The organism is Pseudoalteromonas sp. NH0006-26, from assembly GCF_057552415.1.
This window is the reverse complement of record NZ_BAAJMJ010000002.1, coordinates 352,874-365,561: the sequence shown is the minus strand read 5'-3', so window position 1 is coordinate 365,561 and position 12,688 is coordinate 352,874. Positions and strand designations below refer to the sequence as shown.

General features: G+C 40.8%; 13 protein-coding genes. 11 read left to right on the top strand and 2 right to left on the bottom strand.

The window, feature by feature from the left end:
• The first annotated feature begins 374 nt into the window (after positions 1-374).
• From AC27JR_RS04375 to AC27JR_RS04355, 5 genes are all read left to right on the top strand, one after another.
• Positions 375-1,061 carry a tRNA-uridine aminocarboxypropyltransferase gene (locus AC27JR_RS04375; RefSeq protein ID WP_487172890.1) on the top strand — a complete coding sequence of 229 codons (687 nt, stop codon included), beginning with the start codon at positions 375-377 and terminating at the stop codon, positions 1,059-1,061.
• Positions 1,062-1,905: 844 nt separating this feature from the next.
• Positions 1,906-2,910, top strand: coding sequence for a Fe(3+) ABC transporter substrate-binding protein (locus AC27JR_RS04370; RefSeq protein ID WP_008466451.1), 1,005 nt, complete (start codon positions 1,906-1,908; stop codon positions 2,908-2,910).
• Positions 2,910-4,541, top strand: a complete 1,632-nt coding sequence (locus tag AC27JR_RS04365) for an ABC transporter permease (RefSeq protein WP_487172889.1) — start codon at positions 2,910-2,912, stop codon at positions 4,539-4,541. Before AC27JR_RS04370 ends, AC27JR_RS04365 begins: the two co-directional genes overlap by 1 nt.
• The gene (locus AC27JR_RS04360; protein ID WP_487172888.1) at positions 4,542-5,594 is read left to right on the top strand and encodes an ABC transporter ATP-binding protein; all 1,053 of its coding nucleotides are present in this window, start codon (positions 4,542-4,544) and stop codon (positions 5,592-5,594) included. It begins immediately after the preceding gene.
• 39 nt (positions 5,595-5,633) lie between these two features.
• Positions 5,634-6,533 carry a Dyp-type peroxidase gene (locus AC27JR_RS04355; RefSeq protein WP_076920080.1) on the top strand — a complete coding sequence of 300 codons (900 nt, stop codon included), beginning with the start codon at positions 5,634-5,636 and terminating at the stop codon, positions 6,531-6,533.
• A gap of 55 nt (positions 6,534-6,588) precedes the next feature.
• On the opposite strand, the gene argR is transcribed toward AC27JR_RS04355, so the two are convergent.
• Entirely contained in the window at positions 6,589-7,056 is a 468-nt protein-coding gene (gene argR / locus AC27JR_RS04350) for a transcriptional regulator ArgR (protein ID WP_008466460.1), read from the bottom strand.
• Positions 7,057-7,281: 225 nt separating this feature from the next.
• On the opposite strand from argR, the gene mdh reads away from it, so the two are divergent.
• Complete coding sequence (gene mdh, locus AC27JR_RS04345) at positions 7,282-8,214, top strand: malate dehydrogenase (RefSeq protein ID WP_487172887.1); 933 nt, start codon at positions 7,282-7,284, stop codon at positions 8,212-8,214.
• A 75-nt stretch (positions 8,215-8,289) separates the two neighbouring features.
• Here mdh and ispB read toward each other — a convergent pair whose 3' ends face one another.
• Positions 8,290-9,261 (bottom strand): octaprenyl diphosphate synthase, encoded by a 972-nt coding sequence (gene ispB / locus AC27JR_RS04340; RefSeq protein ID WP_076920079.1) that lies wholly within the window; start codon positions 9,259-9,261, stop codon positions 8,290-8,292.
• A gap of 423 nt (positions 9,262-9,684) precedes the next feature.
• On the opposite strand from ispB, the gene rplU reads away from it, so the two are divergent.
• From rplU to AC27JR_RS04315, 5 genes are all read left to right on the top strand, one after another.
• On the top strand, positions 9,685-9,996 hold the full coding sequence (rplU, locus tag AC27JR_RS04335; RefSeq protein WP_004587921.1) for a 50S ribosomal protein L21: 312 nt from the start codon (positions 9,685-9,687) through the stop codon (positions 9,994-9,996).
• 16 nt (positions 9,997-10,012) lie between these two features.
• On the top strand, positions 10,013-10,270 hold the full coding sequence (rpmA, locus tag AC27JR_RS04330; RefSeq protein ID WP_008114963.1) for a 50S ribosomal protein L27: 258 nt from the start codon (positions 10,013-10,015) through the stop codon (positions 10,268-10,270).
• Positions 10,271-10,409: 139 nt separating this feature from the next.
• Positions 10,410-11,561 carry an Obg family GTPase CgtA gene (gene cgtA / locus AC27JR_RS04325; RefSeq protein WP_008114965.1) on the top strand — a complete coding sequence of 384 codons (1,152 nt, stop codon included), beginning with the start codon at positions 10,410-10,412 and terminating at the stop codon, positions 11,559-11,561.
• Positions 11,562-11,635: 74 nt separating this feature from the next.
• Complete coding sequence (gene folA, locus AC27JR_RS04320) at positions 11,636-12,127, top strand: type 3 dihydrofolate reductase (RefSeq protein ID WP_487172886.1); 492 nt, start codon at positions 11,636-11,638, stop codon at positions 12,125-12,127.
• A gap of 82 nt (positions 12,128-12,209) precedes the next feature.
• Complete coding sequence (locus AC27JR_RS04315; protein WP_008114968.1) at positions 12,210-12,584, top strand: DUF3718 domain-containing protein; 375 nt, start codon at positions 12,210-12,212, stop codon at positions 12,582-12,584.
• Positions 12,585-12,688: the final 104 nt, after the last annotated feature.

The window sequence follows — 12,688 nt, the reverse complement described above, 5'->3', positions numbered from 1 at the left end:
AAAAAACCCAAGCCTCGGCTTGGGTTTTTTGTTTTTATAGCCTCAGCGTTTAGCAAAAGATTGCTCTGTTTAGCGCAGCGTCTCTATGCTGCAAAAAAAAGACTAAAGCATGCCGAGCTGCGAGTGCCGGGCAACGGGCTTAAAACCTCAAAATTAAACCTGCGCGAGGAAAACTCCCGTTAACAATATAAAAATTGTGTTTGCAAAGAGCCCAGTGTTTTATTTTACTATCTGCCCGCTGCCCGCTGCCCGCTGCCCGCTGCCCGCTGCCCGCTGCCCGCTGCCCGCTGCCCGCTGCCCGCTGCCCGCAGATATCTATTTCCTTTTATTTTAGCTACAATGCGCAGCCATCAGTTTATAGGTAATTAACCACAGTGACCCAGAGTTTAAAAAATTCAGTTTTAGCATTACGTGCCCAGCAAATAAGTGAATCTCGACGTGAGTTTAATGCCCGTGGTGGAAAAATGGATCGCTGTGAACAATGCTTAATTGCCAAGCATTACTGTATTTGTGAGGGCGCTGAGTACGCAAGCTGCGATGCTGCTGTATGTTTATTGATGTATCACAATGAAAGTTTTAAACCGTCTAACACTGGGCGTTTAATTGCGGAAATAGTTCCTGATAATTATGCGTTTCGCTGGGATAGAACCTCCCCAGATCCGGCATTGTTAGCCTTGTTGAATAATGATAAGTATCAGCCTTTTGTGATTTTTCCGGCAGAAGATGTTGAAACTGACAGGGTAGTAACGCAGGTTGAAACGCTTGCAGGTAAACAGCCATTGTTTATATTTTTAGATGGTACATGGCGTGAAGCTAAAAAAATGATCCGCAAAAGTCCTTATTTAGATAATTTGCCCGTGCTTTCTATTACCGCACAAAAGCTCTCAGATTACCGATTACGTGTAGCACCCCATGCTCACCAGTTAGGTACGGCAGAGGTGGCTATTATGGTATTAGCATTAGCGAATGAGGTTGATGCAAGTACTAAATTAGAGCAGCATTTTATTAAGTTTCGCGACGCCTATTTACTCGGTAAGCGTAACAAAGGCAGGCCGGAATAAAGTGCAGGGTATTAATACGAAAAAGCTGGATTTAATGCTTGTTCATAGTTTGAATATATATAATTCTGGCTGACCGCTGATTTTCAGGCAAAAGAAAAGCGCGAACCATCTCTAGTCGCGCTTGCGGAATCTTCTAACTTTGTTGCATCCTGCAATTGAACCTAATCAACTCCAATTTTTACGTTCCGTGTTATTACAATATTACTTTCTAGTTCTATGTAATATAGGCTATCCGAGCCTGTCTCCCTAAATCCCTGAAACATCCTGTAAGGTAAAATCTATTACCAATCCTTATTGCACATCCGAGTGCATTTCCATTGTTATCATTCCATTGTGTTGCCTTAAAGGCCTGTCCTTTTATTCCCTATCCTTTATAAACAACTATTCCGGTGTTGTTATCCATTACGCATCATCCTGATGCTATCCCTTATGCAACAATCCATTGCGATACTCATCCTGAGCCTGTCCTTAAATCCCTGTTATCCCTAAAAACCAAACCTTGGTACTCGAGTAGTTAATCCGTTTCCATTTACTCGGTAAGCGTCGTTGCTTATTTATGGGTTAATTATAGAGAGTGATTTGTAGTAAATGTAGGATAAAACCGCTTATGGTTTATATTCTTACAAATGAAATATTTTTAAATTTCATAAAATACAATGGTTTACTGTGTTTTTGGGGTGTTATGCAGGGTGTTTTTACTCATTAGCTGCCATAAGCGTAAGAGATATCTTACAAGGGTTTTCTTTTTTGGGCGTATTTATCACGAAGTGATTATATAAAGTGTGCACTTTTTGGTTCATCGCGGTAAAATTAATGATAATAATTATTAATCAGGTAAGAAAATATGAAAAAAACACTCGCGCTTGTTGTTGGGTTAATTATCTCAGCACCTGCTGTTGCAACAGATGTTGTGAATATTTACTCATTTAGACAACCTTTTTTAATTAAACCTATTTTAGATGATTTTACACAGCAAACAGGCATTAAAACCAATGTGGTGTTTGCTAAAAAAGGCTTAATAGAACGTGTTAAGCGTGAAGGTAAGCATAGCAAAGCAGATTTAGTATTAACCTCTAATTTTAGTGCGTTAATTCAGTTAGAAGAGCTAAAGCTAACGCAAACTATTGAGAGTGAAAACGTTAATAATAATGTGCCGGCTGCATTTCGTGATGGCGATGGCCAGTGGGTGGCACTCACTAAGCGAGTACGTAACGTTTACTCTTCAAAAGAGCGCTTAGGTCCATTGCCTGAGCTGAGTTATGAAGATTTAGCTAAACCTGAATATAAAGGTCAAATCTGTACTCGCTCTGGTAAGCACCCGTACAACTTAGGGTTAGTGGCTTCTATGATTGCTCATCATGGTGAAGCGCAGACTAAAACATGGCTAGAGGGTGTAAAAGCGAATTTAGCGCGTAAGCCGCAGGGAAATGACCGTGCGCAAGTTAAAGCCGTTAAAGAAGGTTTATGTAATTTAGCCTTAGGTAACAGTTACTACTTAGGTAAAATGTTGCAAGATGAAGCGCAAAAACCATGGGCAGATGCGGTTAATATTAATTTTCCAAACCAAACTAACCGTGGTTCGCATATTAACGTATCGGGTGCGGTAATTACTAAGTATGCTAAAAACCCTGAAAATGCCTTGAAACTCATAGAGTATATGACCGACAATAAGGCGCAAAATATGTATGCCTCGCTCAATATGGAGTATCCGGTTAAGCCAGGTGTTAAGCTTTCAAGTTTGGTTGCATCGTGGGGAAGCTTTAAGGAAGACAGCTTACCGCTTGATGAAATTAGCAAATATCGTCCGTTAGCCCTTAAGCTAATTGATGAGGTGAAGTTCGATCTTTAATGACTTATAAATTTCAGCTGTCGAAGTGGCAGCTTATTGCGTGGTCGACGGGTTTGTTACTGTCGACCCCGTCGTTTTTTCTACTAGTAGAATCTTTACAAGGCGACTCAGAGGTATTTACTCACCTGTGGAATACCGTGCTGTGGGACTATATAAGTAATACCGTATTACTGGTTTTAGGTGTAGGGTTACTTAGCTGTCTTATTGCGTTACCACTGGGTTGGCTCACCGCTTATTGCCGTTTTCCTGGCAAACAACAGTTTGAATGGGCATTGATGTTGCCGCTTGCAATGCCTACCTATATTATTGCTTATGTATATACCGATTTACTCGACTACGCGGGGCCGGTACAAATAACACTTAGAGAGTGGTTTGGTTGGCAGTCACCTAGTGATTACTGGTTTTTTGATATACGCACTCTGCCAGGGGCTATCATCATGATTGCGCTGGTACTCTATCCGTATTTATATTTAATTTTTAAAACTGCACTACGTGAACAATCCTTTAAGTTAGTCCAAGCAAGCCAGTTAATGGGATTAAGTGCATGGAAAAGCTTTTTTAAAGTAAGCTTGGTGCTTTCTCGTGGTGCTATTGTTGCTGCGCTGGCTTTGATCAGTATGGAAACCATGGCTGATTTTGCTACCGTTAGCTACTTTGCAGTCAGTACACTAACCACCGCAGTATACGATACCTGGTTTGGTTATTATTCATTAACTGCAGCAGCAAAAATTTCAGGGGTGATGTTGTTACTGCTGTTCTTAGCATTGATCACCGAGCGTTTTAGCCGTCGTAACCAAGCTGTATTTGAACGTCAATCGAGCGTGAACAGCGAGGCGCTTTATATCCTAAAAGGTAAGTCTGCATGGTTAGCAACGGGATTTTGTAGCTTTATTTTAATAATCTCATTTATTATTCCTATGTTTGTATTACTTAAATATGCAGTGATGTATTTTGACCAAGCGTGGAATAGTGAATTTTTTAGCTATGCATGGCAAAGTTTAAAAGTGGCTGCAGTGGTTAGTGCAGTGACGATAACACTGAGTGTTTTAGTGGTGTTTTATCAGCGCATTGCAAAACAAGCAAACCCACTTATACCTGGGCGTTTAGCAAGTACGGGGTATGCGTTACCAGGTACAGTATTAGCGATTGCGGTATTGTTGCCACTCACATTATTAGAAAATACCATTAACCGCATTCTGACTCCTTATGATTTAGATATTGGTCTATTACTGACTGGCAGCTTACTCACTATTATTTTTGCTTATATAGTGCGGTTTTACGCCGTGGCTCATGGTGCCATAGAATCAAGTTTTTCACGTATTAGTCCCTCGCTTGATATGGCAAGTCAGTCAATGGGGAAAAGCCAAGGCCGCACATTACGCTTAGTGCATTTGCCTTTATTACGCCGAGGCTTATTAACCGCTGGTTTATTGGTCTTTATTGAGTGTATGAAAGAGCTGCCCGCAGCCTTATTGCTAAGGCCTTTTGACTTTGAAAGCTTAGCAACGCACGTGTTTCAATATGTCAGCGACGAACAATTAGAGCTGGCCTCTATATCAGCTTTATTTATAGTGGTGGTGGGCTTTATTCCGTTATATTTTATTAACCGTTCAATGGAGCAACGTAGTTAAATGAGTAGTTTGATTTTACAAGGCGTGAGCTATGCATATAACGGGACTAAGGTTGTAGATGATTTAGACTTAACCTTAGGTAAAGACGAAATAGTGTGTTTACTCGGTGCCAGTGGCTGCGGCAAAACCACCACACTTAAAGCCATTGCAGGATTAATTGAAGCCAAGCAAGGACAGGTATTTATTGATGGTAAGTTAGTTAGTGATGCCAATACGTTTGTGTCACCAGAGCATCGTAATATTGGTATGATGTTTCAAGACTACGCACTATTCCCACATTTAACGGTAGCGAATAATATTGGCTTTGGTCTAAGCGGTATGAGCAAAACGGATAAACAAGCTCGCGTGGATGAAATGTTAAAGCTTGTGCATTTGGTTGGCTGCGCCGATAGGTACCCACATCAACTCTCTGGTGGTCAACAGCAACGGGTAGCGATTGCGCGTGCATTAGCTTATAAACCCAGTTTACTCTTGTTAGATGAGCCGTTTTCTAATATTGATACCCAAGTCCGATTTGAATTAATCGCCGATATTAGGCGTATTATTAAAGCTCAGCAAGTGTCGGCAGTGTTTGTTACTCACTCAAAAGAAGAGGCGTTTGCATTTTCAGATACGCTTGCGGTTATGCATCAAGGTAAAATTGCGCAGCAAGGCACGCCAGAGCAGCTTTTTGCCAAACCAAGCTCAAAGGAGGTTGCAGAATTTCTGGGTCAGGGCATATACTTAAGCGCAACTGTATTAACAGCCACTGAATATAAAACACAGTTTGGTGTGGTTAAATCAATACTGCCACAGCAATGCGCAGTGGCTAAAAAGGGTGTTATTTATGTGCGCCCACATCAACTTGAACTTGCCAGTAATAATGATAACGAGCTGGAGTGTGAGTGCGTAACTATACTAAGTAGTCGCTTTATTGGCTCTGCTTATGTATACACTGTGGTTATTGCTGAACAAGAAATAGAAGTTGCAGCTCAGTATGGCCAGTCATTTGAAATTAATGAACAGGTTATAATAAAAATAAAACCGCACACGGTGAATTTTTTTGAATCGTAATTAATCACTGTGTTTTGCTCTAAAAAGTAAGGAATAACAATGGCGCAAGCGCAATCAGGGATTTGTGCTGAAGCAAACTTACACGGTTTGCACTTATTTTTTAATGTACTTGATGGTCACGACGAATCACTTCGCGCTAAGCTTAAACAAGTGAGCGATATTGAAGATGAGTTTAGTGATCAGTTCTCTGAATCTATGCTTTCTTGCATGGTGGCAATTGGCGCCCAATATTGGCCGCATATTTTACCTGACTTCATGCCAAGCGAGCTGCAAAGCTTTCCTAATATTACCCATAGCGACTTTGTTATGAGTGCAAGGCCATGTGATTTGTTTGTGCAAATCCGCTCAGACAGAGAAGATGTAAACCATTTGTTTGCACTACAAATACTCAAGCTATTCACCCCAGATGTTGAGCTAGTTGAGCAAATTCGTAATTTTCGCTTTTTAGATGGCCGAGACTTTAATGGCTTTATTTATGCAGGCGATACTCCCCATGGCCGTCAAAAACGTGTAACGGCGTTAGTTAATAAGCCTGATAGTTTTGAAGATCAAGGTAGTTACATTCATGTGCAGCGTTATAAGCACGACTTGAGCTTGTGGCAGCATTTGTCATTACATGAACAAGAGCAAATAATGGGTCGCACACGCCTTGATAATACCTTGCTCAGTCCCGCACTTGAAAGTAGCCATGCAACCCGCAGTGAATTAAAAGATGAACAAGGTCAGGCACTGTTACTCAACCAAAGCATGCCTTATGGCGATGTATATGAGCAAGGTATGTTAGTGATCACGTGCTCTGCTAAAGGGGATGCATTCGAAAAAGTGCTAACTAGCCGACTAGGGCAGGGGGAAGATTATGACCACTGGCTTGATTTTACTCAGGCGGATATGGGCTCTGCATTTTTTGCCCCTTCAGTGCGATTTTTAAAGCAGTTATAACAATTGTAAAACGGCTACGTAGTGATCATAGCCGTTCCAATCAAAGCGTTAGTGGTTAAACCGTATCAAATAAAATACGCACACGCTCTAGTGTGAGGTCTATTTCTGAGATTTTAGCTGGTGCGATAAAAATAGTATCATCGCCGGCAATAGTGCCTAGTACGCCGTCTGCTTTGCCTAATGAATCAAGTAAACGCGCAATGAGTTGAGCAGCCCCTGGGCTGGTGCGAATAATAATCATCATTTCGTTATGCATAATATCAATAACGAGTTGGCGCAACGGGCTCTTAGCGGTTGGTACTCCCATTTCGGCGGGTAAACAGTACACCATTTCTTGTTTTGCATTACGGGTGCGTACCGCGCCAAACTTACTTAACATTCGCGACACTTTACTTTGGCTAATATTATCAAAGCCTTGTTCTTTTAACGCATCAACTATTTCGCCTTGTGAGCCAAAGTTTTCTTCTTTTAAAAGTGCTTTAAAGGCTTTAACCAATGCTTCTTGTTTGTCTTGTGGTTGCATAGTGTCTAATTAGTTATGTAATAGATACTGCAAATTCTACACAAAAATGCATAATTATGCAGCAGTTGTTTGCTTAAGTTGCCATTTTGCTGCGTTTAAACAGCAAAGTTTACAACTATGGTCGAAAATATAGCTAAAATAAGCAGGATAAATTTGTTTTTAGTCGTTAATTTCTTTATCTTATGAACCACAAATATTTCCTACCTCAAATCACGGAGAATTCCAATGAAAGTTGCTGTATTAGGTGCTGCAGGCGGTATCGGTCAAGCGTTGTCTTTATTATTAAAAACAGGTTTACCAGCTGGCTCTGAATTATCACTATATGATGTTGCGCCAGTAGTTCCTGGTGTTGCTGTTGACCTTTCTCACATCCCAACGGATGTTAAAGTTGCAGGTTTTGGTGCAGACGATTTAGATAAAGCATTAACAGGTTGTGATATCGTTCTTATCCCAGCGGGTATGCCACGTAAGCCAGGTATGGATCGTGCTGATTTATTTAATGTTAACGCTGGTATCATCAAAACATTAGCAGAAGGCATTGTTGCTAACTGTCCTAGAGCGCTTGTGGGTATTATTACTAACCCAGTTAACGGCACTGTACCAATTGTTGCTGAAGTATTTAAAAAAGCAGGTACTTATGACGCTAAGCGTGTATTCGGTATTACAACACTCGATGTGATCCGTTCTGAAGCGTTCATTGCTGAACTTAAAGGCGTAGACGTAGCAAGTGTTAAAGTTCCAGTAATCGGTGGTCACTCAGGCACAACAATTCTACCATTACTTTCTCAAGTTGAAGGTGTTACTTTCACTGATGAAGAAGTGGCTGCACTGACTCCACGTATCCAAAACGCAGGTACTGAAGTAGTTAATGCTAAAGCGGGCGGTGGTTCTGCAACATTATCTATGGGTGCTGCTGCTGCACGTTTTTGTATGTCTTTAGTTAAAGGCTTACAAGGTGAAGACGTTGTAGATTACGCATACGTTGCTGTTGAAAATGGCGATGCAGAGTACTTTGCACACCCAGTACGTTTAGGTAAAAATGGCGTAGAAGAAATTCTTTCTTACGGCACACTAAGCGCATTTGAAGAGCAAGCAAAGAATGACATGCTTGAAACGCTGAAAAAAGACATTAAAGAAGGTGTTGATTTTATGGCGTAATAGCCAAAATTAACCCATAAAAAAGCCTGCATTTGCAGGCTTTTTTATTGCTCGGAATTATCTACACAGTAAAACTTAGTGGTCGCGGTCAACCGCTATTCTAGCTAAGCTAATTAATGCTTGCTTGTAACTCGACTCAGCTAAGCAATCTAAACAAGCAATCGCTTTTTCTGCTTCTTGCTCTGCTTTTTGCATTGTGAACTCAAGGGCATTGGTATGTTTAAGTGCAGCGAGTATCTCATCTAGATGCGCCATACCATTACAGTGCTCTATGGCATCTCTTATTAACTGTGTTTGATGCTCGCTACCGTGTTGCATGGCATAAATTAATGGTAGTGTAGGTTTGCCTTCAGCTAAGTCATCACCAATGTTTTTACCCAGTTGGTCGGCATCGGCGTTGTAATCTAAAACATCATCCACTAACTGAAAAGCGGTGCCTAAATGCATACCGTACAAATTAAGTGCGTCTAATACACTATCATCTTGCTCAGTAATAATGGCAGCTAGTCCGGTTGCAGCTTCAAATAACTTAGCGGTTTTAGAATAAATAACCTGCATATAACTGGCTTCAGTAGTATCTGGGTCATTGCAGTTCATTAATTGCAGTACTTCGCCTTCAGCAATAATGTTGGTTGCATCAGCCAGTATTTGCATTATCTGCATCTTGCCAAGGCCGACCATTAGCTGAAACGAGCGAGTGTAAATAAAGTCACCCACGAGAACACTGGCGGCATTACCAAATTCAGCATTTGCTGTGGGTGTGCCACGGCGCAAGTTAGATTCATCTACCACATCATCGTGTAAAAGAGTGGCGGTATGAATAAATTCAATAATAGTTGCTAGCGTAATGTGATCTTTGCCTTGGTAACCTAGCGCTTTAGCCGCCAAAATAGCTAACATGGGGCGAACACGTTTGCCACCGCTGTTAACAATATACAAACCAAGTTGATTAACTAACGCCACATCTGAGCGCATTTGCGCATGTATTAGTTGATTGACGTCATTCATATCGCTTTCGATTAACGCCTGGATAGCTTTTATATCCATTGATCTCCGAGCCAATTTTAATGTGTGAACGGCGCAGATTGTACAACAAAAAACGCATTAGCTCGATATTTTGTGATGATTCCTTAAAAAAACACCCTTAAGTAGGTTAAATGACCTATTAACTTGGTGAATAAATGATTAAACAGCGTGGTTTAAATTTGAATCACCCTTGGCGGTTAATTGAACTACATGGGCTTGCTTTGCTATTGCTAATTTATTTTCTCTAACCGTTAAAAAGCGCTTGGCAAAGGGGGATTTTAATATAAAATAGGGGAAATATTGAATTGCTCTCAATGCAGCTACTTTTTATTCATTTAATTACAAAAAGAGGCTTGCTAGTTTTTTCGCATTAGCGTAAACTTCGCGCCCTATTGAAGAATATTTTAGTTGCGTCGATTTGAGGGCGCACAGACGGAGTTAATTATGTACGCGGTTTTCCAAAGTGGTGGTAAACAGCACCGTGTGACTGAAGGTCAAACAATTCGTCTTGAGAAATTAGACGTTGAAACTGGTGCAGCAGTTGAATTTGATTCAGTACTTTTAGTTGCTGATGGTGAGAAGATCGAGATTGGTGTACCGTTCGTAAACGGTGGTAAAGTAACAGCTGAGGTTGTTTCACACGGTCGCGGTGAGAAGATTAAGGTTGTTAAATTTAGACGCCGTAAGCATTCTCGTAAGCAAATGGGCCATCGTCAATGGTTCACAGAAGTTAAAATCACTGGCATTAGCGCTTAATTAGAGGTACTTAGAAATGGCACATAAAAAAGCAGCTGGTAGTACTCGTAACGGTCGCGATTCAGAAAGCAAACGCCTAGGTGTTAAGCGTTTTGGTGGCGAATCAGTTCTAGCGGGTAGCATCATTGTTCGTCAACGTGGAACTCGTTTCCACCCTGGCGCAAACGTAGGTATCGGTAAAGACCACACTATCTTCGCAAAAGCAGATGGTAAAGTTCAGTTTGAACAAAAAGGTCCTTTAAACCGTAAATACGTAACTATCGTAGCTGAGTAATCAGCAAGGTAGTTAAAAAACCCCGCCTTTGCGGGGTTTTTTGTTTTAAGCAAAATATATACCCAAGCCCAGCCTGCAATCAGCACGGCTTGGGTATATAATAGAGTTATTAACAAGCCAATCCCTAAAGTGAGTAATCATGAAGTTTGTAGATGAAGTAGAAATTCGCGCAGAAGCTGGTGACGGTGGCAGCGGCATCGTGTCTTTTCGTCGTGAGAAATATGTTCCAGATGGTGGACCTGATGGCGGTGACGGTGGAGACGGTGGTAGTGTTTATCTACAAGCTGATGAAAACTTAAATACCCTTATTGACTATCAATTTGAGCGTTTTCACAGAGCAGAACGTGGTACTAACGGTCAAAGCCGTAATTGTACTGGTAAAAAAGGTGAAGATCTGATTGTAAAAGTGCCGGTAGGTACACGTATCCTAGATGTTGATACTCAAGAATCATTAGGGGATTTAACCCAAGATGGTCAACGAATTGTGGTTGCAAAAGGCGGTTTCCATGGCTTGGGGAATGCGCGTTTTAAATCAAGTACTAACCGTGCTCCACGTCAAAAAACACTCGGCACACCAGGTGAAGTACGTAACCTTAAATTAGAGCTAATGCTATTAGCTGATGTAGGTTTACTGGGTTTACCAAATGCAGGTAAATCGACCTTTATTCGCAGTGTATCCGCTGCAAAACCTAAAGTAGCAGATTATCCATTTACTACGCTTATCCCTAATTTAGGCGTTGTTCGTCCTGAAGCAAATAAATCATTTGTCATTGCTGATATTCCTGGCTTGATTGAAGGTGCGTCGGATGGTGCGGGCTTGGGTATCCGATTCTTAAAGCATTTAGAGCGCTGTCGTGTGTTATTGCACATTATTGATGTTATGCCAGTTGATGGTTCTAACCCTGTTGATAATGCTTTTGCAATCATCAACGAGTTGCATCAGTACAGTCCTAAGCTTGCTGAAAAGCCACGCTGGTTAGTATTTAATAAAATTGACTTATTGCCTGAAGATGAAGCCAAGGCCCTGTGTGAGCAAATTGCAGAAGAGTTAGGTGAATCTGAAAATATTTATAGTATTGCCGCAATTAATAAATTAAATACGCAGCCATTAATTCACGACATCATGACGCTACTTGATAACATGCCTAAAGAAAAGTTTGTTGAAGTTGCGGACGAAGAGGTTGAATTTAAGTGGGATACCTACCATCAAAAAGCCACTAAAGGCGATGATGATGACTGGGATGATTGGGATGAAGATGATTACGACGTAGAAGTTGTCTACGAGCGTTAATTATAATTGTGTATATTTAAAAGGAGCTAATGCTCCTTTTTCTTTGATTAATAATAAAGTATTGGGTGTTTAGTGTGATAATTTCAATGATTGCAGCAATGGCAAACAACCGTGTCATTGGCTTAGATAATAAAATGCCATGGCACTTACCTGGCGACCTTCAGCACTTTAAGAAAGTAACCTCTGGTAAGCCCGTTATTATGGGGCGTAAAACATTTGAATCGATAGGTCGGCCTCTGCCTGGGCGTCGTAATATTATTATTACTCGCAATAAAGACTATCACGCATCAGGAATTGAAACTGTAACCACACCAGAAGCTGCACTTGAGCTTGTTAATGATGTTGCAGAGGTGATGGTTATTGGGGGCGGAAACATCTATCAGCAGTTCTTAGAGCAGGCGCAGCGCTTGTATTTAACCTTTATTGACCTAGATGTTGAGGGGGATACACAATTTCCTGATTACCAAAGTGTTGCAAACTGGCAAATTGAAGATGAAATGTTGATGACGCCTGATGATAAAAACAAACATAGTTATAAGTTCGTAACTTTGAATAAAATTCCTTAACATTATTGCCAAAATCTGAGCGTGTTGGTACAATATTAAACAGTCGAGTACGAAAAAAGTATTAATATAGGGTGTCCAATCAATGATTAAATTACCGAAGCTAGTTGTAATTGCTGCTATCGCAGTGGGTTCGTTCGCTTATACTGCGCCCGCAAGCGCTGATGATCAGTTAGCTGTTTCAGTTTGTGAGTACATTGCTGCTGATGATAAAAACCGTCTACGTAGTAAATTAAAAAGCTCACGTGTTAAGATTCGTAATATTTACGATGCAGTTTTCTGTAACGGTAACAACTTGCTACGTCACGCTGTTGCAAGTAATGCAGTTGATGCGGGTGAGTACATTGTTAAAAACTTATCAAAAAGCTCACTTGAAGATGGTGCCGATATTGCCTGGGCTGAGGCAAATCATGCTGGTTCTGCTTTAATCCCTATTATTAAAGACCGTGCAGGTCTTTAAATAAACGTTTAATAAAAAACCGCGTTTAAACGCGGTTTTTTATTTGTTTGGATACACTGTCATTTCACATCCTGTTTAACTATCTCTGCCTCCTCTAAATATTT